Here is a 22,505-nt window from a genome sequence, read left to right as displayed (position 1 = left end):
TGCTTCAATTTGAAGTTTTTTCCACCCCCACTTGGAAACTTTTTCTATCGAATTATGTAACGAAATGGAGGGAATAAAGATGAAAAAAGGCGAACTGGAACAAAAAATTGAAGAACAACGAGAAAAATTGTACCACCTGTATATAACGGATCACCACTATCCTGAAATTGTAAAAATATCTCAATACTTAGATGAACTATTGAATGAATACAACCTTTACACCAACAAGTTCAAGAAATCAAAAGAGCTTACTTTTGAGTGAGTGCTTTCCCAAAGATTACCTTCGTAATTTCAAGCTGGTTTTACAGCTATGAAGCAAACCATGTACTACCCACCAAAGGTGACCCCTCGTCACCAGTAAGCTTCCAATATTCTATTAATCACCTTATCTCCAGCCTGAAAAACTCGGCGCTGGAAACTGACAAGCCAGATTCTTGCACTTAAAGCTTCTATTCTGCCCACTCCTCTACTATGATAGGAATTAACTTGAAACGAAAGGGCAGAGGGCAGATGGGAATCAACGACATTATCATACTAATCGTAATCGGGTTCCTCTGTGTAGGAGCTATCGATAAAATATTGGGTAACCGGTTCGGGTTTGGCGATCGTTTCACGGAAGGGTTCATGGCCATGGGCTCCCTCACACTTGCCATGGTCGGTATCATTTCCCTGGCACCGGTGATAGCAACATTCCTGACCCCTGTCATCGCTCCGGTCTACGGACTGATTGGGGCCGATCCAGCCACCTTTGCGAACACAATTCTGGCCATCGATATGGGCGGCTACTCGCTCGCAACCGAAATGTCACAGCACCCGGATGCCGAACTGTTCGCCTGGGTATTCCTTGGCACGATGATGGGCCCTACGATCGTGTTCACCATTCCTGTCGCGCTCGGAATCATAGAAAAACAGGACCATCCCTACTTCGCCAAAGGCATTCTACTCGGGCTGATCACGGTTCCGGTCGGTGCTTTTTCAGGAGCCATGGTGGCGGGACTGGATACTGGTATTATTCTCATAAACCTGGTACCTACAATTATTTTTTCTATTGTAATTGCTATCGGGTTATGGAAAAAGCCTTCGATGATGATTACTGGGTTTTCCTGGTTCGGCAAAGGTGTGGAAAGCTTAGCGATCATCGGGCTCACCGCGATTGCGGTGGAAACGTTGACCGGATTCGTTGTCATTCCCAATTTGACCCCACTCGATGAAGGGATTCAAATTGTTGCCAGGCTCGCTATATTCCTTGCTGGCGCCTTTCCGATGGTCGCGTTCATCTCCCGTGTATTTGATAAATATTTATCTAAAATCGGCGGCTGGCTGCGTATCAGTGAAACCTCTACAACTGGCCTGATCGCATCGCTGGCGCATAATATTCCGATGCTTGCCTTGCTGAAGGAGATGGAACCGAGAGGAAAAGTCATTAACGTTGCGTTTGCAGTCAGTGGAGCGTTTGTGTTCGGTGGACATTTAGGATTTGTCGCCGGAGTCAATCAGGAGATGGTTTTCGCCATGATTGTCGGAAAACTCGTCAGCGGATTCAGCGCGATCGCGCTGGCAGTTTTTGCGTTGAAAAAGACTGTCTGAATGCCGGCGTAGATTTGCGGGGTGAACTTGCAAAGTTAGCGGTCGAGATTGCACGTTTAGCTGGCAAACTCGCACAATTACAAACTCTTGTCGTTCATTTAAAAAAGGGTGCCCGCCAGGCACCCTTTTTCTGGTTATTTTTGAGGAGACAGTTCTCGTTCAGTGAATTGATCTGCTTCGGTAGACCCTTTCAGTGCAGTCGTCGATGATGTTCCACCGGAGACAACCTGAGCCACTTCATCAAAGTAGCCGGTGCCGACTTCACGCTGGTGACGGGTAGCGGTGTAGCCGTGTTCTTCGCTGGCAAATTCAGCCTGCTGAAGCTCGGAATAGGCTTCCATGCCGCGGTCTTTGTACTGGCGTGCCAGTTCGAACATGCCATGGTTCAAGGAGTGGAAACCTGCCAGTGTAACGAACTGGAATTTGTAGCCCATTTTGCCAAGCTCCTTCTGGAAGTTGGCGATTGTCTCGTCATCCAGCTTCTTTTTCCAGTTGAACGATGGCGAACAGTTGTATGCCAACAGCTTTCCAGGGAACTTCTCATGGATGGCATCAGCAAACTGTTGCGCTTCTTCCAGGTTCGGTTCCGAAGTTTCACACCAGATCAAGTCGGCATAAGGCGCATATGCAAGACCACGGGAAATCGCCTGTTCAATGCCTGGTTTGGTGCGGAAGAATCCTTCCGCTGTACGTTCACCGGTCATGAACTCCGCATCATACGGATCAAGGTCACTCGTAATCATATCTGCCGCATTGGCATCCGTCCGGGCAATAATGACGGTTGGAGTACCCATCGTATCCGCTGCGAATCTCGCTGATATCAGGTTGCGCACCGCTGTCTGGGTCGGCAGCAGTACTTTTCCTCCCAAGTGGCCACATTTTTTCTCAGAAGACAACTGATCCTCGAAGTGTACCGCAGATGCCCCTGCTTCGATCATGCCTTTCATCAATTCAAATACGTTCAGCTGACCTCCGAAACCAGCTTCGGCATCGGCAACGATCGGCGCGAACCAGTCGATGTCGTCTTTGCCTTCCATATGGTGGATCTGGTCAGCACGCTGCAATGCCTGGTTAATTCGTTTGACTACCTGCGGCACACTATTTGCCGGGTAAAGGCTTTGGTCGGGATACATATGACCGGACAAGTTGGCATCTGCCGCCACCTGCCAGCCGCTTAAGTATATGGCTTTCAGTCCTGCTTTCACCTGCTGCATCGCCTGGTTGCCGGTCAGTGCTCCCAGCGCATGAACATAGCCTTCTTCATTCAGCATCTTCCACAATTTTTCCGAGCCCTTTTTCGCTAATGTATATTCAATGTCCATCGAACCGCGGAGACGAATGACATCTTCCGGCTCATACGGACGCGTAATACCTTCCCAACGTTCTTGTTCCCATTGTGCCTTCAAATTCTCGATTCTTTCTTGCTTCATAAATCTGACTCCTCCTTAAAGAAATGGTTATATAAAATAGTTATCAGCAATTGTTATACTACATTCAATTAAATTTACCTCTATTATATAACAGTAGCTTCAAAAAAATTTACTCTTCACTTTTAGCCAGGCAATGCTCACATTCCATAAAGTAAATCGCGCTGTGATCTCCCACTGGTGTACCGCACTCCGGGCAATAATGTCCGCTGTTTCGTTCGTTTTGTTTTTTCATGTTAACTCCTCCTTTTATAATACAGAAAATATTTTTGATTAACTGTTATGATACAGTCTATATAGTTTGGTCAAAAAATGCAACCGTTTTTTCAGAATTTTTTACGAATTAGTGCTTTAGTCTATGACATAGGTGTTTTTTCATAGAAAAAATTTGCTGTTCCTCCTTGGTAATGGCGTGAAGTAAGAACATGACAGCGTTAGGGAAGAAGGTTATTGAGACAGGACAGAAGGTGTGCACATTAAGTAAGAAGATAGCGGAGATAAGGCGGAACAAATAAAAACAAACGTAAACAGCGATGTTTACGTTTGTTATCTCAGTGTTTTGAATGACAGCATTACATAGGTGAAGAAGGCACCGATTAGAATCATCAGTACCCGGATCAGCCAGAGTTCCACAAAAAGAAAAGCAGAGGACAGCATCGATACCCATAAAACAGTCACACCGATGACTTTCGCTTTCAATGGAATGCCTCGCTTTTCGCGGAAATCACGGATATACCTGCCGAACCATTTATTAGTGATCAGCCAGTGATATAGCCGATCCGAGCTCCGGACAAAACAGGCGGCCGACAGCAATAAGAATGGCGTCGTCGGCAATAACGGCAGAATGATGCCGAGGATGCCAAGAAATAATGTAATGAACCCCGAAACGATAAGAGTGATGCGTAAAATTAAATTCATTGCTACGACACGCCTTTAAGTGGAATTCTGTATTAGTACAGTAATTAGAAAGATTGAAGGTACTCGCAGATCGTCTCGATTCCCTTTTCAAAATTCTCGAGATGGAAATGTTCATTTGGTGCGTGAAGGTTCTCTGTCGGCAATCCGAATCCCATCAGTACGACCGGCGCTTCCAGTACCCGGGCAAATACCTCGACGATCGGGATCGAGCCGCCTTCTTTTGGGAACAGCGGACGAACGCCGTAAACTTTTTCATAAGCATCAGCGGCTTTTTGAATCATCGGATCCTGGGAATCCAGAGCAACCGGCTTCGCCTGAATGAACTGCTTCGTGCTCACCTTTGCACCGGCCGTCTTGTGCTTCTCTAAATGTTTTCCGATCAATTCGTAAACCCGCTGAGGGTCCTGGTCTCCAACTAACCGGCAGCTGATTTTGCCGCTCGCTTCTTTTGGAATGACTGTTTTGATCCCTTCTCCTTGATAGCCGCCGGACACGCCATTGATCTCCAGGGTCGGCCGAATGCCGGTTTGTTCATGAAAAGTAAAGCCCGCTTCACCGAACAATGCATCAAGACCCAGTTCCTGTTTCATCTGTTCTTCGTCAAAAGGAATTTCGGCCACTTCTTTGCGCAATTGCTCTGTCGGTTCCGGCACGCCTTCATAAAATCCTTCGACCGCTACTCTTCCATCCGCTTCATGCAGGGAATCGAGCAAGCGCACTAACGCATGAACAGCATTTGGGACCGCTCCTCCATAAGCACCGGAGTGGAGGTCGGAGTTAGCTGTTTTCACCTGGACTTCCATCGCCAACGCTCCACGGAGTGAAGTGCAAATCGCCGGCTGGCCTTTTTCAATAAAAGAGGTATCCGAAACCAGCACGGCATCAGCAGCGAGCTTGTCCGCATTGGCGTCTATGAACGGACCAAGGTTCGGACTGGCAATCTCCTCCTCCCCTTCGATACAAAATTTCACATTCACAGGCAGGGTACCATGTTCCTTTTTTAACAATTCTAACGCTTTTATATGCAAAAACAGCTGGCCTTTATCATCGGTTGCCCCGCGGGCGAAAATTTTTCCATCGCGGATCACAGGTTCGAATGGCGGTGTTTCCCACAATTCTAATGGTTCCGGCGGCTGGACATCATAGTGGCCATATATCAGCACCGTTGGAAGCCCTTCTGCATGCAGCCAGTCGCCATAAACAATCGGATGACCGTCTGTTTCAATGATTTCCACATGCTCCATCCCGATGTTTTCGAGTGACTTGGCTACCCACTCCGCTCCTTTTTTAACGTCATCTTTATTAGCTTCAACAGCGGAGATACTCGGAATTTTCAAAAACTCCTCCAACTCTTGCAAAAATGCGTCTTTATGTACCTGAACCTTCTCCTTCACTATATAACCTCCTTCAATCTTCATTAACCCTATTATAATCAAGACCAGCAACTTTTCACAAAATGGCGCCCTTTAAGTGTTTGGAAAATTCCTTTCTTATAACACGGACTGCCACCTCATTACACAGGTAATTGAAACAGATAGTAGTTTGATAATCCTTCATTGTGGAAATAAAGAAAGAAATAAAAGCGGAAAGGATGGGGTAGTTCATGAGCGAACCTCTACACTATTTTCCTAATAGTTACGAAGAATCACGCGCTGCATTTCGCAGCCACCTCGATAAAATAAAAGAAAAATGGCCAGAAGCCGAGCTGACAAGCGAAACCATTTCAGCGGGGGAGGATAACACCATTGATATGATATACGCTGACGCACGTTCTTCTAATGACAAAGTGTTGTTCTTCACTTCTGGGGAGCACGGCATTGAAGGATATGCCGGCGCAGCAGTCATTCGTTTGTTTGTCGATGAATACCTGAACCAGATGGACCCTGAAACGACGGGTATCTGCCTGATTCATGGGCTCAACCCATGGGGGATGAGAAATTTTCGTCGTGTCAATGAAAACAACGTCGACTTAAACCGGAACCAGCTCTATGATGAGAACTCTGTTCCTGAGGACGTTAATAAAAATTACGAAAAAGAAAGTGAACTCTTTCTTCCTAATGGAAAAATTACTTACTTGAAAAACGATAAAAATGAGCTTCATGCCCAACTGACAAAGGCGTTAGCCAAGGAAGGGTACAGTGCCATCAAAGAAGCGAAAGGGATGGGACAGTTCGAGTATGAAAAAGGCGTCTATTTCGGCGGTAATAAAGAGGAAGAGTCGGCCGCTTTCTTAAAAAAGATGCAGCGAAAACTGCTGGCAGACTACACGAAAGTCATCCATATGGACTGGCATACCGCTCTTGGCCCGACCAATGAAATCACTATGGTCGCATCAGAACTTGATGAGCGTGATGAAGATGAACTGAAATCCTTTTATGGAATGAAAAACATCCAAAAATTCACGCCTAAAAAGGTAAAAGGCGACTCTACCAACCATTTTCATAAACTAAGGAAGGAAGAATACCCTGACACGGAGCTTTTTTCCGCATTATTCGAATTTGGTACCTTTGGGGAAGGAAAGAAAGCCGAATTACGCGAGTTCACAACCATTGTGCTCGAAAACCGGCTATACTGGGAAGGTGCAGAAAAAGAGGAAGATCGGCAATGGGTTCTTGATGAATTCAAAGCCATGTTCTATCCAGAAGAACAAAAGTGGCGGGAAGCTGTACTGAAAGAAGGACGTTTTGGTATAGAATCCATCTTGAAAAAAGAAGAAATAGTATAACAGGGCTGGGTTCAGCTCTGTTTTTTTTACGGGCAATACCTCCCAAATGCTAGTCATTGTCTGTCACCGGCGTGCATAGTCTCTTACAAAGGGGGACAGGCGATGACGACTATGAAATTAATCCGTTATTTAGTAGCATTTGTGTTCATCACATCAGCATTGATGAAGCTGCTCAACTCGGATCTGGCGAATATATTTATAAATCTGGGACTTCCAAGCCCGGTGCAATTGATGTATGCGGTCGCTACAGTAGAATTGGCAGCCGGCATCATGCTGATTATGGATAAGTATGTGAAAAATTCTGCTATTATTTTAATGTTTATAATCATTGCCGCTATTTTACTGACAAAAGTTCCAGCCTTGCACGACGGGTTTGTGCAGGCCTTGTTCCATGCACGTTTGGATATAGTGATGTTAGGATTGCTGTTTATCCTTTATCGAAACTATCCACGTGGATTATGACGAAGACTCCTTATAATGGGAGTCTTTTTTGTGCTTTTCTGCTTTGTTAAAAAGCATGAAAAAACCTGAGGATTTCACCAAAAGTACCTGAAGACACGCTCATTTTCAATCAGCGAAAATAATACCAAAAAGGCTAACACAAAACAGCACTGCTATTTTTGTGTTAGCCTTCTATCATTCTGCTTTTCTGAGAATCGCTGCATTGAGGTCTTTTACAGAACTTTCCCCACACAATGGCAGCGTAATGTCCAGGTCAGCAATCATATTTTGCAATACTTCTGTTACTCCCTGCTGTCCAGCTGCCGCCAGGCCATACATGCACGGCCTCCCTATAAGTACTGCTTTAGCTCCTAAAGCCATTGCTTTAATAATATCGGAACCTCTCCTTATTCCGCTATCCATTAGGACAGGAATCTTATCCTGAATAACGTTGCAGACTCCAGGCAATGCATCAAGTGCTCCTATCGCCCCATCTACCTGGCGCCCACCATGATTGGATACAATTACGCCATCTGCTCCATATTCCAGGGCACGTTTAGCATCATCCGGGTGAAGAATGCCTTTTAGTATGATAGGGAGGTTTGTATTAGCCTTCAAGAAGGCAATATCTTCCCAAGTTAAGCCAGCGTTACCGAACACTTGGGTCCATAGCTTGATCGCCGCTTCCGGGTCCTCTTGTGGAGATTTCCCCAGCTTGGCACAAAATGCCGGGTCCGTAAAGTAGTTTCCTACACCTTCTCCTAACAAGAATGGAAGATAAACATTCTTCAGATCTTTTTCCCGCCAGGCCATCATCGGGGTATCCAGCGTCACTACGATTGCCGAGTAACCGGAAGCTTCTGCTCTTTTTAAAAAGCTGGCTGCGATATCCGGATCGTTGCTCCAATATAATTGAAACCACCGCGGTGCATCTCCCATTTCTTCAGCAATTTTCTCCATCGGCGTCGTCGAAGCACTGCTCGTAATAAACGGCACACCTAGTTCTGCACACGCTCTTGCAGAACCTAAATCCCCGTCCTCATGGATGATCGATTGCACTCCTATCGGTGCATGGAGGACTGGAAACGGGTATGTATGGCCAAATAGCTGTATGTCTAAATCTCGCTGTTCCACATTTCGGAGCATCCTCGGAATGATTTCCCAATGATCAAAGGAGTTAAGGTTTGCTTTCATTGTTTTACCCGCTCCAGCGCCGGCTGCCACATAATCATAGGGACCATCCTGTAGCACTTCCCTGGCTTTTTCTTCCCACTCCTCATAAACCACCGGAAGCCGTTCTGGATCCGGTTGCTGCATCGTCTGATATAAACGGAACTGTACTTGATTTCCAAAGTTCTGCATGCATACACTCCTTTTTTTAAAATTGCGTTCGCACTTATGTCTGATTATTCTGTCTATTTTTAGAATACCGATAATGTGAAAAGATGGCAACTACGTATAAGCCAGGAAACATCCCCCTACAGAAAGAAAACTTCAGTGAAAGGATCTCCCCACTGGTAAAAAAGACCCTTTCCATAATCGGAAAGGGTCAGTAGTTACTTCACACTAATCATCAAGCTCTAACAATCATCTTCGGTCTCAATGGTCAGACCTTCCACATGCTTACGGTCAAGCTGTTTAGTAACTTTTCGGTATTCCTTAGACTGGAAGATGGTATCAAAATCGTAATCAGGAGGATAAAGCTCCTGAGCTTTGATGTACAGCTCCAGTCGTTTATGATTCATTTTCAGCTTTTTATCCTTCTGCTGGATGATGTAATCTCCATTGTCATCTGGCCCTTTATAAACAATGGCTGTTTCCCCTGTTGCTTTTATCTTCACATTATCACCCATATTATAACGGGAGAATGTAGTCTCTCGTTTGGAAGCAGTGTTCTTTTTCTTATAGCGTGGAACGTTTATCTGCTGTTTCATTTCATTAGAATTAAGCATTTCTCGATCCAAGGGGTACTCCTTTTTTTCGTGATAGGTAACTTCATGGGCACGCTGGATGATGGAAGGATGAAGCCCCAGCTTTAATGCAATTTGAAATGCCTGACTATCACCCGCTTCCCCAATCACCAATTTATAGGTCGGTTGTAATGTCTCCAAGTCAAAGGACATGGAACCATTGATAAAATCATCACGCTGATGAGCAAGCTCTTTCATCTCTGTAAAATGGGTCGTAACCATAAGTTTCGCTTGCTTCGTCACCAACTGCTCCAAAATAGCCTGAGCCAGACCCATCCCTTCATTAGGCTCTGTGCCTGAACCGATTTCATCAATTAATGCCAAGGTTCCCGGTCGAGCATCTTGTAAGATTTCAATGATATTGACAAGCCTTGAACTAAAGGTGCTTAAATTGGCCTCAATGCTTTGTCCATCGCCAATATCACAAAAAATATCATCAAATATCATCACTTGGGATTCCGGACTGGCCGGGATCCATAAGCCTGCCTGGGCCATCATCGTTAATAGACCAGTAGTTTTAAGGGTCACAGTTTTCCCACCTGTATTAGGGCCGGTAATCATCAACGCTTGTTCCTCTGGTTGCATTTCGATTGTTAATGGTACAGCCTCCTTCCCAAGGTGAGGGTGACGGGCATCAATCAGCGCAATCCGATTCTCTCTGTTCAGTCCAGGCATAGCAGCCTTTATATGATTGGCGTATTTAGCCTTGGCGAAAATGACATCGTACTGATGCATGACCTCAATAGCAATGAGGATTTCCTGCTTGTATTCAAGTACAGTCCCAGTCAGGTAGTACAATATTTGTTCAACTTCATGCTGCTCAGACAGTTTCATATATTCAATCATGTCCTGCCGCTCTTTCAGTTCCTTCGGTTCCATGAAAACGGTGGCCCCTGAAGAAGAGGTATCAATTACCGCCCCCTTTACTTTCAGGCGGTATTCTCGTTTAACTGGAAGGGTAAGACGACCACTCTTTTCTATAATCATTTGTTCTTGTAAAAAAGAAGATTGTTTTTTCAGCACTTCCTGGGCTCGATTTTTCAGTTTTGTCTGTTCTGTCTGTAAATCACGCCTGACTTTTAATAACGCTTTGGAGGCATAGTCATCGATTCTTCCATTTTTCAAGCACCTTCGTAATTCCTCCTCCAGGAAGGTTAAGTCTGCCATGGAATCGACATAGACGGAAATCGTCGGGGCAACATATCCTTTATCATCCATAAACCGCTTCAGCTTGCGACAATGATCCAAAAACTCAATAATCCCTTGAAGTGAACCGACTGGAAGGTAACGCCCTTTCTCTCCCTCTTCCAACGAACGAATCACTGAATCCAAAGAATGAATCGGTACACTGGAATTAATGCGCATTACTGCGATAGCCTCGCCAATTTCCTGAAATGAACGTTCAATTTGCCTCTTATCTACCATAGGCGTTAATGCACGTACTGTCTGTTTTCCTTTGTGTGTCAGTGCGTTAGAAGCAATCTCTTCAATAATTTGATTAAATCCTAAATCATTTATCGCTTTTTTATTCACTTTTAATAAGCTCCTTTATTAATTAGTTAAAGATACAAAAAAGCCATCGCAGGCTGTACTTCCCCCGCGATGGCTTTAACACATTACCATTCTGCATGCAGATATAAAGAAAGAGCTATGACAGGCCCGTCATAGCTCTTTCTAAAACCTTTGGGTATGCCTGTTCTTAACTACCCCTAATTAATTCAGCACAAATAACACCTTTGCGAAGGCGATTTTGAAAGCAATCAGGGATTATACGGTTCGTATTAGTTAAGAACAGCCACACTCATAAAAATATCTCCTTTTATCACACCATATTTGCAGAATGGTATAGATTTAAGATATGCTACCCTTCCGTTAATGTCAATAGGCGAGAACAAAAGCGCAAGCGCCTTGCTCACCCCCGACAAGCTTAAGACAAGCCTCGCCGTGACGTTTTTTGTCACAGAGAGGATTGACTTAAGACCTCGAGGGGGTAGGCGCTGGAGCTAGAAGTGCCCCACCACCTAAAGTTATCCCACAAAAAGAAAATCTTATAATTTTTTTCTAGGCGACTTTAAATGCCTGCCCCCTCAGCTGGAGGTGGCAGGCATCTTCCTTTTCATTACTTCACTTTTTTCAAAAGTGTCAGTGCATAGATAGCCGCGATACCGACCAGAACATAGACAATTCGTGCAACCGGGCTATCCATTCCTCCAAAAATACCACCGACGAGATCCCATTGGAATAAACCAAATAATAGCCAGTTTAACCCACCAACAATAATAAGAATTAGTGCGAGCATATTTAAACCTTTCATTTACATCTACCACCCTTCTAAGTTTTGTTTAATCTTTGTATATATATTGTATAACCAAATTATATGTTTGTAAAACCTTTTTATAACCTAAAACATAAAAAACTTCCAAACCATATGGTTTAGAAGCTTTTTTGCAGTAAAAATGATTAATCTCAGTACAATGGTATGGATATTAGAGTTATCAAAGTGATTTTCAAGTCGTTCAGTGATCGAAAATGCTTGCATGTGTTCATTTCGATATGAACGGCTTCAATATGTGACTGAGTCCCTTCAGAACACTCATGTTCGGTTGGACTGCTATCTTTCTCACTGCAGGGTTATGAAGTGATTTGGTCACCAAATCCAATTGATGGTTGCTCAAGCCTTCAATTGCTCTGCGCAGAACCAGGGAATCATCATAATCCTTATATAGCGGTTTACAAAGCTTTTCATAATCTCCCAGCCCACAAATATCCTGGGCTGCATAAATACCGCTAAGGATAGATCCTGTTTGTCCAAAACCTAAAAATGGGGTAATCGCACCAAAGCAGTTGCCAGCAAAGAACGTGTTGCCAATACGTGGGTACTTGCACCTTCCAACCATGTAATCCATTATCGTAAATTCTTCCTCTACAACAATTTCCTGCTTCAGCGTACGTGAGGCTTGCGATAACATTTCTTCCCAAAATTCACTGCGTTTGTCTACCCATTCCGCTTCATATTGAGGATAAACAATCACCATCGTCGCTTCTGTTTTGGAGTGAGGTATCATGTATCCCATACCTTTAGGAGCAAAATGGTTATTGAACCAGGTATGTACCTCATTCCGTATAAAATCCCCTTTGACGATAGCTCCTGCAAAGGTGGATTTGAGTGCTATTTCATAAGGCTGGATTTGCTGGGTATCCTGAGGATCTCCGGTCGCTAACACGACATGGGTGTAATCTTTAGAAACCTCTTCATAAGTGACATGTTGATCATAATGTATCTTACTATGCACCAGTTGTTCGGCTAATTGTTTTTCATAAGAGTCTTTATATTCCCCCCGCATATTGATAAACCCGATATTTCCTTCCACGTAGGCAGATTCGTTTTCGGAGTGTGCATAAATTTTTTGGACATTGTACGTCGGCTTTAAGTGAATATCATGCGTTTCAGAAAAATATTTCACCGCATCGTTGATGGGAGCGTGAAGAATAGGCGTCATCAATTCTGCTATGCTATACCTAAACCCCACTTCCTTACTCTGCTCAAATATATCCGCAGTATGGCCGTGCTTTTCCAACGTTATAGCACAAGAAAGACCGGCAAGTCCAGCTCCGATTATTGCTGTTTTCATAAGGTTTCCCCCTTTTTTCATAGTGTTTGTCAGGAGGCGTATTTTATCCTTATAAAAACAACCTGCAACCCACTTTAACAATAAATTAGTGGCCCCAGGCTCTCTTCATTGCTTGCGGTAACGAAACGCATCAAGGACCAGGCACTGGTGATGTTCAAAGGTTTCCAGTGTAGGAACAGATGCGGCCAGTTCACTTAAATACCCCACGCCTCCGACTGTTTGGATATCCTTTCCCAGCTCGGTCGTTACCGTTACCAACGTAACCTGCTCCCCACGCTGATGAACCTTCGCTATCGCAGCGAAAATCTTTTGGTGCCGCTGGGAGTGGAAATACTTGCCCTTCAGTTTCGACTTCTCCATCACGGCATCATCCAAAAAAATTGCCCCTAATACCGACTGTTCCGCTTCCTCATTGATTATCATCTGTCACCCTCCACATCAGTTCTACTGCAGTTTATCGAAAGTCATCCTTGTTTCACGTGGAACATCGGCCGCTTCCTGTTCCCTTTTTTACTATTATTAAAAAATCCTTTCAATCGTTATCATCGAAAGAAAGCAGAAAACGGTGTTGTACTTTTCTAATGGTTAAATTTTGTAGATTAAGGAATAACGGGAAATGGAATCAATATCATAGGAGAAGACAACAGGAATGGACGACAAGGGAGGAGTGATGATGGTGCATGCGTATATTTTTTTAATTCTGGCGATTGTTCTTGAAGTATTCGGGAGCGCCATGCTGAAGGCTTCTAATGGATTTAAAAATAAACTGGCTACTATTGGTGTGATCGTTGGATATGGCTTGGCTTTTTACACCTTATCTTTAGCGCTGAAAATGCTCCCTCTTGGTCTGGTTTATGCGGTTTGGGCTGGATTAGGAACAGCTCTTACAGCAATAGTAGGAATTACAATATATAAAGAAAAATTCAACTACAAAAACGTCGTCGGATTAATTCTTATCATAGGAGGCGTCACACTGTTGAATTTATCAAAGGGATCTCATTAACGTGAGGGAGGAGATGAACATGAAAGGTTATCTACTTTTAGCTATTGCCATTTTCGCTGAAATATTTGGGGTTACTATGTTGAAAATGTCACAAGGTTTCACAGCTTTGCTTCCTTCCCTCGGGGTAGTAGCTGGTTATCTTTTTTCTTTTTACTGTTTTTCGTTAGCGCTCAAAACCATTCCATTAAGTTTCGCTTACGCCATCTGGGCAGGGGTGGGCACAGCTGCAACGGCATTAATCGGTATTTTGGTATGGGGTGAAGCGTTCAACATACTCACCTTCTCAGGACTCACCCTGGTTATTGGCGGAATCGTCTTGTTGAATCTGTCCAGTCACCCAAACACAGCCAAGGAACTATCATCAAACGGGTGATGGTTCTTTTTGCTAATGGCCGTTCTGGCTGCTGCCAGAATATCATGCCTCCTTTTTCTTCATACTAAACAAAAAAGGAGGCAAATCCATGGCGAAACGCACAAAGAAAAATGATGCTCAGCAAAAGAATAAAAAAGGTTTTGATTCCAGCAAGACAGATACAGAATTCTCTAAGGAACTCGGCAGTGCTAAAGCAAACCAGGCACACAGAGAGAAGGCCAAGCAAGAAAGAAAGTCCAACAAAGCAGGCAACGATCTTAATAAAGGACAGGAGCAACGATAACAATGACCAAATCCAAACGACAAGAAGAACGGGAATGGAAAGCCAGAAAGCATGCACAAAACCCTCACGGAAAAGTCAGGTCGTTCGATGAAATTGCTGATGAAGCAAAGAAAAATAATGACAAATAAAGAACCAGGGCTAAACCGCTAAAGGTTTGGTCCTGGTTTTTGATAAATAGCATTACAATTATGCTTTTGTTACCTCCGCTCCTTTGACATTCTCTTGGGTATCCATATGCTGCAAAATTACAATCGAGAAAATAGCTAATGCAATCATATAAAAACCGATGAAATAACCAGCCGTAATAACACTGGTGGTATCGATCAACAGACCGATTAAAAATAATCCCGGGAGGCTCGCCCCTTTCATCAGCAAGGTATAAAAGCTTGCGACTCTTGCATAGTACCGTTGGGAAGTGACCTCCTGCAGATAGGAGTTGAGAAAGGTCAAAAATACGCCCTGAGCTATTCCACCGGCCATCAAAAACAGCAACAGGACAATTAACGGCAATTTTACCGCATAACCGAGGATAACCAAGCCGAATAAAAGACTTGGCATATAAAAACCAATTTTCTTATCAATCGTTTCATATAGCTTCGGTGCTAAAAATGACCCAATAATGATTCCACTCAAAGAAAAAGTAGTGATCAAGTAAAGATCTTCTGTCCCCTTTCCTAACACATCATTCAAGTAGGAAATCAGAAAAACATCGATGGAGGAACCCACAAGCCAGGCCAATCCGAATACGATGAAGAGATTTTTGATAATGGTCGTGTTCTTTATAAAAGTCAAACCTTCCGTCACCATTTGTAGTGTCTTTGTAGTCTTATCAGTGTTGTTGACCACCGCCGGACGTATGAACAATATGAGTACGATTGATAGCCCGAAAGCAACAATGACCATGAATAATAAAGAACTCAGCTCGTATCCTGCTTTTATCAAAAACGCTCCTAACGAAAAGGAAAGCAACTTTCCAGTCATCATCGCTATTTGTAAATGTCCATTCGCCTGCGGTCTAAGCTTTTCCGGAACAACCCAGCGTAATAAGGATTGACTGGCTGGAAGAAAGAACATGTCATTGATCGTTATTAAAAACAACAATAGGTAAATAAAGAGCGGTTCTACCGTTGTAAAAAAGTCGCCTACAATAAAAAGAAATACTAACAGCGCACGTATAAAATCCGTCGTAATCATTGTCCGCTGCAGATTGCTCCGTTCTACATACGCCCCCGCCGGAATCGCAAACAGAAAAGCAGGGATACCTGCAGCAAGATAAAGAATAGAGATGCCCATGCTGCCCGCTCCCTGTAATTCCAACATTTTAAGCAAAGTGATGAACAGGATGCCATCGCCTATCAGAGCGATGAAACGGGCAAAAAATAAATGAAGAAATCTTTTATTTTTCCATACTTTCAATAGCTGTTCACCTCAAATGGTTTTAGTCATAGAAATTCCGTATAACTCCCTCCACCAATCAAATAACACCATTTATTTCCTGGTTATAGTTTATAGCAAATAGTTTTTTCTGAAAAGTTCAATGTCAGAGAAGATACCCCCAACTTACAAAGGTTAAAGGAAAACAACAGATGACTTTACATGTTAAAATGTAAATAGCACATCCATCCTGCGTTATAGATGTCCCTATAACGGGAAGAGTATAGGTGGATGTAATTTCGAATACTAACAAAAAGGAGTGGAAAGTATGAATCAAAACCATTTTGACAAAATCAAAAACGGCAACGGATTTATCGCAGCACTCGACCAAAGCGGTGGCAGCACACCAAAAGCTTTAGCGGCATACGGGGTGCCGGAGGATTCCTATTCTGGCGAAGATGAAATGTTCGACCTTGTGCACGAGATGCGCACACGAATCATCACGTCCCCTGCTTTCAATTCTGATAAAATTCTTGGCGCTATTCTGTTTGAACAGACGATGGATCGCGAAATCGAAGGGCAGTACACTGCTGATTACCTTGCCAGCAAAGGTATCGTACCATTTTTGAAAGTTGACAAGGGACTTGCGGATAAAGAAAATGGTGTGCAGCTGATGAAGCCGATCCCAGACCTTGATGATACGCTACGCCGCGCCAATGAGCGTAACATCTTCGGAACCAAGATGCGCTCTGTGGTCCATGAACCGAACGAAAAAGCGATCAAGACGATCGTTGACCAGCAGTTCGATTTCGGTAAACAAATCCTCGCTGCAGGGTTAGTTCCAATCATTGAACCTGAAGTAGACATCAACAGTCAGGATAAAGAAACATGTGAAGCCATGTTAAAAAATGAAATCCTGAAGCAGCTCGACGCGCTGACAGATGACCAGAACGTTATGCTGAAGCTGACCATTCCAACCAAGGCAAACATGTATAAAGAATTGATCGAACATCCACGCGTCGTTCGCGTTGTAGCCCTTTCCGGCGGCTACTCCCGTGACGAAGCCAATGAAAAACTGAAAGAGAACGACGGCCTGATCGCCAGCTTCTCCCGCGCACTTGCCGCTGACCTGAATGCCAATCAATCAGACAATGAGTTTAACGAGAAGCTACAACAAGCAGTGGATAGTATCTATGATGCTTCTATTAATAAAAAATAAGATAAAACAAGTAAGATAAAACAAGCGCCTGCCCCCAATGGGGACAGGCGTTTGCTTAAGAAAAGTTTGGACTTGCAACGCTATAAATAAGTTGTTCAAAAAAACTTTTTCAAAGCGTTTTTAGTTCATTATATGTGATTCAGGTCTTAAGTTAAATACTTTATGACGATAAAAAGCACTTCTTCAGATAATAAAAGTGCTTTTTGTAATTTAAAGCTATGATAACCTCAACAACCCTTAATCGTGGATACTTATCTGGCTTGTGTTTTTTAACGACACCATGCAATAAAGTAAAATTTTAGTTTAAAAAATAGAATAAACACTCCTCTTTTCGTTTTAATTCTACGTATTGTAATTAACAAATATAAGATTGTAGTATTAATTCTATACAGGAACTAACAATGGAAGGGGGGGTCTTATACCATGGCACAATCTTATGGCGCAATACTGGAGGGTTTAAGAAAGTTAGAAAGGTACGACCTTATAAAAGATAATAATTTATTGGCAAAGGAGAATTTTAACGAACTATTCAGAGTTCCTTGTGACATCATAAAACATTCTCAACAGGAACACAGTGGATCTTTTCCAGCACAACCCACTATACACAAAAACACACTGGGCCAAATATTATATGAATCATCTATTTGTACTACGATGAGTCCTGAACAGCCAATAGTACCTATGATCATTATATTAAGCACTACTGCTGTGGAGGGGTTACATAATCCAGGTATTTATTTGCTTAACACAGGAAAAAGTCAATATGACTGTCTAAAAAGATTTGGTAGAAGTGATGAAGTCGCCGCTAAGTTTAACGAGGTACAACAATCTAATAAAATCAAATCCGACTTAGCAATCGGGTATTCTATAAACTTGAATTATTTGGATCAGGAATACTTAGTGAACTCCGTAGATAAACAATATTCCCAAGTCAAGCGACTACTGGAGATTCATGGCTCCATGGAAGATATATACACTAATCTAGAACTAGTGACTAATGAATCATCGAGTGTCACAACTTTTAATAATTTTCTTATCTACCCCATGTATCTCATCCAATGGCTGGTCAAAAAAGAAAAGATATAAGCGGAAGAGTTTCTTTTTGAAGCTTTTCCGTTTTTTACGTATTATTGTACAGTGTGGCTCACAATTGAAAAAAGTTCGACCTCAAATAAATTCAAAAGTTCCCATTTCAATAGATACGAAAACTTGGAATATTATCCCGTTTTATAAGGGGTGGTGTAGAGATTTGCATAATTTTACAGTATTATAAGTGTAAGTCTATTTTAGGTGGGTGAAAATGTGAATGTTGGAGAGAGAATAAGACAATTAAGGATACATAAGAAATTAACACAAGGGGAATTGGTCAAGGATATCTCTTCCATAACCTATTTGAGTCGAATTGAAAATGGGCAAATCAAACCCTCATACTCTTTTCTAAAAAAGATCTCAAAGAGATTAACCATCCCGTTAGATGACTTAGCAGAACAAAATACTGTCGATGCGGAAAAAAGAATTTCTACTATATTTGATGACTTTAAAAGAGATAGCCAACTTTCTGAAGAAGAGTTATCTTTTTTGAGTATGAACACAAAAGAAAGCCATCCCCCCCACATACTCATACAACTTTACGGTATTTTAATCCGTTACTTTGTGCACAAAGATATTAACCAGGCTGAAACGCTATATACCTTATCTTCCCGTGTGATTCCCAACAACGATGATAACACAGATATAGACACTGACTATTATTTATTTTATTATATTTCCTGCGGCATTTACTATTACAAAAAACAACTCTATGATCGTTCCGATCATTATTTTACCAAAGCAGAAAGAATTATGGATCATAAGGATACACTTGAGAATGGAAAGCTTTACTATAATATAAGTCTTGTCAAACAACGTTTAATGGAAGACAAAACATTAGGATTATATTATTCAAAGAACGCTTATGACATATTTGAAAAATATGGAGAAACCAGGATGATGGCAATGGTATTGATCACACAGGGAGTACAATATCATTTAATGAAGGAATACGACCAATCTCTCACATGTTTAAATCATGCAATGAACCTGGTAGAAGATACTAATGAAAGTTTACTAGCCATGATTGAGTATAATAAAGGGAGAGTATACCAGGGCCTTCATAAATTCGAAGAAGCCATCGATAGCTACCAAAAAAGTATTAACATTAACGAAAAGCTGAATATTATAGAAGAACAGATCTATTCTCTGAGAAGTTTGGCTGAAGTTTTTATAGAAAAAAAGCACTGGGATGAAGTGGAAAAAAGTCTGGTGAAAGCTTTTGACATTGCTGAAGAGTATGAAATGAATTATATGTATATTGAACTTGGCTGGATGAGGGCTTATACATATAAAGTTCGGGGCGATGATTTCACTTATGAAAAAGATATGCGGAAATTCATTGAAAATGGGGTTAAATTAAACCAACAGGTTTTAGTAAAGAAAATGGCTAAAGAACTGGGGAATTATTTCTATGAGATACGTGCTTATAAAAAGGCTGCAGACCATATGAAGCTGGCCATGGACATGGAAGGTTAGCGAGATGATCAATACGAATAGTTATATGATCAGTTAATCCTAGTTTCTTGTTAAATTTCAAAAAAATAACATTCAGATAATTCTTAAATAATAAAAAAATTTTACCTCTTCCTTTTAACATAGGAGACTTTGTAAATTAAAAGTATACCAAATAGATAAGGAGAGGTTAATTATGAAAAAAGCAATCAGAAATGTTTGTTTCCTATTATTCCTTGTATCTGCGGCGAACACTTTAGATTTCCCTGACAATACTTCCCATGTACTAAGCTTAAGTGAATCACAGCCTGGCCCTATGGGTACGAGTCCAAATCCAATTGAAGTTGTTGATACGAGCAAATAAATTCGTTTAATTTGTTACAGGAATTCACCAATCCCTCTACATAACTTCTATGCTACTATCACTAGATAAGGGTAGAAAAGATAACTACTTACTCACCACATATTCCTAGAAAAATCCTTCTTCAAAAGTGTAATAGCTTGGTTCACCTATAATCGTAGACTAACCTGTTAATTCGTTAACTTCCAGGTTTAGTTTACTAATGCTCTTTCTACTCTCTGTTGTCAGGAAGTAAGTCCCCCTTTGGTCTTATGGGATGTCGATAATTCGGCACCCTATAAGTCCAAGGGGGTCAATTGTGATCAAAACTTATTACATTTTTAACGATAATTTCCTTTCATCAAGGACAATATGCAAGCGAAATAGTGATACCGATGGTCACACAGGTAGGAGAAGTTTCCGGCTGTACGTCAGATCCTCCATTAACACGGGAAAGTTCATCCTTGCTAAGCTCTCCTAATGTTTCACCAGCAGGGCTCTCTACACCCAGTTTTGTACGAATTTCCGGATTCTTCAGCGCCTCCGCCATTTGTTTACGAGACATTCCAATTCCTCCTCATTTTAATTTTTTTGCTTTAACTTTAGGTATATTGATCAAGGGCAATATGCTAATGAAAGAGTAATACCGATTGTTACACAAGTTGGAGATGTTTCAGGCTGCACATCTGATCCACCGTTAATGCGGGAAAGTTCATCCTTGTTCAGTTCTCCTAACGTTTCACCAGCAGGGCTCTCCACACCTAGTTTTGTGCGAAGTTCCGGATTCTTCAGCGCTTTCGCGATTTGTGTACGGTTCATTGTAATTCCTCCTAATTATTTTTTGAACTTTCAATAAGTTCTTGACCTTACTGTACTGTATTTTTTTACTGCTCGGTACTACGCAAACTTGCCAATCATTAAATTCTGGAACATAAAAAACCGGGAAATGGTACTTGATCAAGCACCTGTTTCCCGGTTTCACTAATATTTCTCGCACAAAATAACGAAGACAGTAATTTTATTTATTTATCGAAGCGCCGCTTTTTAAAGGTTATAACACATACAGCGATAGAAATAACTGCCCAAACTAGAAGCACGAGTAGATTATCTTGAATAGCGGTCATTCCCCCGCCATTATTTAATTCTATAGCTACAGTATTCAATTGTTCGCTTGGTAAGTAGCTGACTAGTTCTAATAAAAAATCATTTTCAAACATCCCTTTAACCATCGACCCCATTCCGAAGACAGCCAGTACAGGAATACCGATAATTGTTGTCTCCATGACGCTACGAGAAACCAACCCTAACGCCGTGCCAATGGAAATGAAGATAATGATATTCAATAAAACAACCAAGAGGAACAGAGATAAATCAGGAACTTGGAAATCGCTAATCGAAATAGTTAATGCCACAGCTATAATAGTCACAACAGCTGATAATGCACTCTTCCCAATAAAGACTTCACCTATGTTAGCGGGAGATAACAATAAGCTGCGTAATGTATTTTTTTCCTTTTCTTCAGCAACCATTGCCGCTTGAATGAATGCCCCGCAAATCACTAAAGCCAAATTGATTGGCAGGGTATAAACTGCAGGCCCCTCCGCATCCATCCTCCCTAACATTGCAGCAAATAGAATTGGCATAGCAAATGTGGATAGAATATAAGAATTTTTTAACAGATCCTTCCAGTCTTTTATAAAGATGGCATTAATCCTTTTAAGAGAAAGTATCACCCTAAATCCCTCCCTGTTAATTGTACGAAAACATCTCCTAGGTTTGGTTCAACCGAATGAATCGAAACCACTTCCCCTTTTTTCATATAATTGTATATTTTCTCTGCCCCTTCTTCGTTCTTATCAACCACCACGGTACTGTTATCTTCAAATAGAATTGTAATGGCAGGATCGGCAAATTGAGTACGTATCTTTTGAGGAGTATCAAGCAGTTTAATCTCTCCGTGATCAAGAAAAGCTACACGGTCGCAAATGTCTTCCGCCTCATACATGTCATGGGTAGTCAAAAAGACGGTTGTGCCTTCTCTATTTAATTGGTTAATGATTTTGTGTATCCGCTTCCTATTCACAGGATCCAAAGCGGAAGTTGGTTCATCTAAAAAGAGGAGATCTGGTTTATGCAAAATGGATCGTGCTAAGGTGACGCGCTGTTTCATACCTTTTGAAAGTTTTTGAACATGTTTATTCTTTTCGTGGAGTAAATTTACCTGGTGAAGCACTTCATCGATACGTTGTTTATTCACATCATAAAGGTTACAGTATAAAGCCAGGTTGTCATAAACGGTAAGGCGGCTATAGAGCCCGCTATTGTCCGTTAAGATTCCGATCCTTCTCATTTGAGCAGGATCTCTTAATTTCATTGTATCCATACCAAAGATGTTCACTTCACCGGATGTTTGTTGAAGCTGAGAAGATAAAATTTTGATGGTGGTCGTTTTACCAGAACCACTTGGACCTAACAACCCGAAGGTCTCACCCTTCTTCACCTGAATGTTGACATTCCTTAAGGCAGTGTGATTCCCAAAGGTTTTCATTAGTCGTTTGACTTCAATAATGTTTTCCATCCAACTAACCCCTCTTTCCAAATTTTCATTGTCTTCATCATAGCCACTTTAAGAAAGAAAAGCAGTAGATTTTATATGAAAAGAGCGTATC

26 protein-coding genes are annotated in these 22,505 nt (G+C 41.9%); 12 read left to right on the top strand and 14 right to left on the bottom strand.

Features of this window, described 5'->3' with window-relative positions:
• The first annotated feature begins 79 nt into the window (after window positions 1–79).
• Complete coding sequence (locus ACGTN9_RS00955) at window positions 80–262, top strand: aspartyl-phosphate phosphatase Spo0E family protein (RefSeq protein ID WP_499589633.1); 183 nt, start codon at window positions 80–82, stop codon at window positions 260–262.
• A gap of 248 nt (window positions 263–510) precedes the next feature.
• The gene (gene eutH / locus ACGTN9_RS00950) at window positions 511–1,587 is read left to right on the top strand and encodes an ethanolamine utilization protein EutH (RefSeq protein WP_499590483.1); all 1,077 of its coding nucleotides are present in this window, start codon (window positions 511–513) and stop codon (window positions 1,585–1,587) included.
• Between the two features lie 134 nt (window positions 1,588–1,721).
• Here eutH and aceA read toward each other — a convergent pair whose 3' ends face one another.
• From aceA to ACGTN9_RS00930, 4 genes are all read right to left on the bottom strand, one after another.
• The gene (gene aceA, locus ACGTN9_RS00945) at window positions 1,722–3,017 is read right to left on the bottom strand and encodes an isocitrate lyase (protein ID WP_499589631.1); all 1,296 of its coding nucleotides are present in this window, start codon (window positions 3,015–3,017) and stop codon (window positions 1,722–1,724) included.
• A 109-nt stretch (window positions 3,018–3,126) separates the two neighbouring features.
• The gene (locus ACGTN9_RS00940) at window positions 3,127–3,249 is read right to left on the bottom strand and encodes a hypothetical protein (protein WP_499589629.1); all 123 of its coding nucleotides are present in this window, start codon (window positions 3,247–3,249) and stop codon (window positions 3,127–3,129) included.
• Window positions 3,250–3,560: 311 nt separating this feature from the next.
• Window positions 3,561–3,932, bottom strand: coding sequence for a YbaN family protein (locus tag ACGTN9_RS00935; RefSeq protein ID WP_499589627.1), 372 nt, complete (start codon window positions 3,930–3,932; stop codon window positions 3,561–3,563).
• Between the two features lie 44 nt (window positions 3,933–3,976).
• Complete coding sequence (locus tag ACGTN9_RS00930; protein WP_499589625.1) at window positions 3,977–5,326, bottom strand: dipeptidase; 1,350 nt, start codon at window positions 5,324–5,326, stop codon at window positions 3,977–3,979.
• Between the two features lie 209 nt (window positions 5,327–5,535).
• Here ACGTN9_RS00930 and ACGTN9_RS00925 point away from each other — a divergent pair, with 209 nt between their 5' ends.
• Both ACGTN9_RS00925 and ACGTN9_RS00920 read left to right on the top strand, forming a co-directional pair.
• Entirely contained in the window at window positions 5,536–6,657 is a 1,122-nt protein-coding gene (locus tag ACGTN9_RS00925) for a M14 family metallopeptidase (RefSeq protein ID WP_499589623.1), read from the top strand.
• A gap of 102 nt (window positions 6,658–6,759) precedes the next feature.
• On the top strand, window positions 6,760–7,119 hold the full coding sequence (locus ACGTN9_RS00920; RefSeq protein WP_499589621.1) for a DoxX family protein: 360 nt from the start codon (window positions 6,760–6,762) through the stop codon (window positions 7,117–7,119).
• 174 nt (window positions 7,120–7,293) lie between these two features.
• Here ACGTN9_RS00920 and ACGTN9_RS00915 read toward each other — a convergent pair whose 3' ends face one another.
• The 5 genes from ACGTN9_RS00915 to ACGTN9_RS00895 form a co-directional block, all read right to left on the bottom strand.
• Window positions 7,294–8,460: a lactate 2-monooxygenase gene (locus ACGTN9_RS00915; RefSeq protein WP_499589619.1), complete on the bottom strand. Its 1,167-nt coding sequence runs from the start codon at window positions 8,458–8,460 to the stop codon at window positions 7,294–7,296.
• Between the two features lie 218 nt (window positions 8,461–8,678).
• On the bottom strand, window positions 8,679–10,601 hold the full coding sequence (locus tag ACGTN9_RS00910; protein WP_499589617.1) for an endonuclease MutS2: 1,923 nt from the start codon (window positions 10,599–10,601) through the stop codon (window positions 8,679–8,681).
• Window positions 10,602–11,187: 586 nt separating this feature from the next.
• Window positions 11,188–11,382, bottom strand: a complete 195-nt coding sequence (locus ACGTN9_RS00905) for a DUF378 domain-containing protein (protein WP_499589615.1) — start codon at window positions 11,380–11,382, stop codon at window positions 11,188–11,190.
• 229 nt (window positions 11,383–11,611) lie between these two features.
• On the bottom strand, window positions 11,612–12,700 hold the full coding sequence (locus ACGTN9_RS00900; RefSeq protein WP_499589613.1) for an NAD(P)/FAD-dependent oxidoreductase: 1,089 nt from the start codon (window positions 12,698–12,700) through the stop codon (window positions 11,612–11,614).
• Between the two features lie 105 nt (window positions 12,701–12,805).
• Entirely contained in the window at window positions 12,806–13,123 is a 318-nt protein-coding gene (locus ACGTN9_RS00895; RefSeq protein ID WP_499589611.1) for a DnaB-like helicase N-terminal domain-containing protein, read from the bottom strand.
• Between the two features lie 226 nt (window positions 13,124–13,349).
• Between ACGTN9_RS00895 and ACGTN9_RS00890 the strand changes: the two genes are divergently transcribed.
• From ACGTN9_RS00890 to ACGTN9_RS00875, 4 genes are all read left to right on the top strand, one after another.
• Window positions 13,350–13,703 carry a DMT family transporter gene (locus tag ACGTN9_RS00890; RefSeq protein ID WP_499589609.1) on the top strand — a complete coding sequence of 118 codons (354 nt, stop codon included), beginning with the start codon at window positions 13,350–13,352 and terminating at the stop codon, window positions 13,701–13,703.
• 19 nt (window positions 13,704–13,722) lie between these two features.
• A complete protein-coding gene (locus ACGTN9_RS00885) occupies window positions 13,723–14,076 on the top strand; it encodes a DMT family transporter (protein WP_499589607.1) in 354 nt (117 codons plus the stop codon).
• A gap of 88 nt (window positions 14,077–14,164) precedes the next feature.
• On the top strand, window positions 14,165–14,359 hold the full coding sequence (locus tag ACGTN9_RS00880; RefSeq protein ID WP_499589605.1) for a hypothetical protein: 195 nt from the start codon (window positions 14,165–14,167) through the stop codon (window positions 14,357–14,359).
• Between the two features lie 2 nt (window positions 14,360–14,361).
• The gene (locus ACGTN9_RS00875; protein ID WP_499589603.1) at window positions 14,362–14,487 is read left to right on the top strand and encodes a DUF6254 family protein; all 126 of its coding nucleotides are present in this window, start codon (window positions 14,362–14,364) and stop codon (window positions 14,485–14,487) included.
• Window positions 14,488–14,545: 58 nt separating this feature from the next.
• On the opposite strand, the gene ACGTN9_RS00870 is transcribed toward ACGTN9_RS00875, so the two are convergent.
• Window positions 14,546–15,775 (bottom strand): MFS transporter, encoded by a 1,230-nt coding sequence (locus ACGTN9_RS00870; protein ID WP_499589601.1) that lies wholly within the window; start codon window positions 15,773–15,775, stop codon window positions 14,546–14,548.
• A 286-nt stretch (window positions 15,776–16,061) separates the two neighbouring features.
• Between ACGTN9_RS00870 and ACGTN9_RS00865 the strand changes: the two genes are divergently transcribed.
• The 4 genes from ACGTN9_RS00865 to ACGTN9_RS00850 all read left to right on the top strand — a co-directional run bounded on the left by ACGTN9_RS00865 (window position 16,062) and on the right by ACGTN9_RS00850 (window position 19,860).
• Window positions 16,062–16,952, top strand: coding sequence for a fructose bisphosphate aldolase (locus tag ACGTN9_RS00865; protein ID WP_499589600.1), 891 nt, complete (start codon window positions 16,062–16,064; stop codon window positions 16,950–16,952).
• 423 nt (window positions 16,953–17,375) lie between these two features.
• The gene (locus ACGTN9_RS00860; protein ID WP_499589598.1) at window positions 17,376–18,038 is read left to right on the top strand and encodes a hypothetical protein; all 663 of its coding nucleotides are present in this window, start codon (window positions 17,376–17,378) and stop codon (window positions 18,036–18,038) included.
• 216 nt (window positions 18,039–18,254) lie between these two features.
• On the top strand, window positions 18,255–19,520 hold the full coding sequence (locus ACGTN9_RS00855; protein ID WP_499589596.1) for a tetratricopeptide repeat protein: 1,266 nt from the start codon (window positions 18,255–18,257) through the stop codon (window positions 19,518–19,520).
• Window positions 19,521–19,692: 172 nt separating this feature from the next.
• Window positions 19,693–19,860, top strand: coding sequence for a hypothetical protein (locus ACGTN9_RS00850; RefSeq protein ID WP_499589594.1), 168 nt, complete (start codon window positions 19,693–19,695; stop codon window positions 19,858–19,860).
• A 337-nt stretch (window positions 19,861–20,197) separates the two neighbouring features.
• Here ACGTN9_RS00850 and ACGTN9_RS00845 read toward each other — a convergent pair whose 3' ends face one another.
• The 4 genes from ACGTN9_RS00845 to ACGTN9_RS00830 form a co-directional block, all read right to left on the bottom strand.
• Window positions 20,198–20,401 (bottom strand): mersacidin family lantibiotic, encoded by a 204-nt coding sequence (locus tag ACGTN9_RS00845; RefSeq protein WP_499589592.1) that lies wholly within the window; start codon window positions 20,399–20,401, stop codon window positions 20,198–20,200.
• A 50-nt stretch (window positions 20,402–20,451) separates the two neighbouring features.
• Entirely contained in the window at window positions 20,452–20,655 is a 204-nt protein-coding gene (locus tag ACGTN9_RS00840) for a mersacidin family lantibiotic (RefSeq protein ID WP_499589590.1), read from the bottom strand.
• 203 nt (window positions 20,656–20,858) lie between these two features.
• Complete coding sequence (locus ACGTN9_RS00835; RefSeq protein WP_499589588.1) at window positions 20,859–21,569, bottom strand: ABC transporter permease; 711 nt, start codon at window positions 21,567–21,569, stop codon at window positions 20,859–20,861.
• Window positions 21,566–22,414: an ABC transporter ATP-binding protein gene (locus tag ACGTN9_RS00830; RefSeq protein WP_499589586.1), complete on the bottom strand. Its 849-nt coding sequence runs from the start codon at window positions 22,412–22,414 to the stop codon at window positions 21,566–21,568. Before ACGTN9_RS00830 ends, ACGTN9_RS00835 begins: the two co-directional genes overlap by 4 nt.
• Window positions 22,415–22,505 lie beyond the last annotated feature (91 nt).

Source organism: Halobacillus sp. B23F22_5, from assembly GCF_043497085.1.
Lineage (GTDB): Bacteria > Bacillota > Bacilli > Bacillales > Halobacillaceae > Thalassobacillus.
The sequence above is the reverse complement of the archived record's forward strand: the minus strand, read 5'-3'. Positions and strand labels throughout refer to the sequence as shown.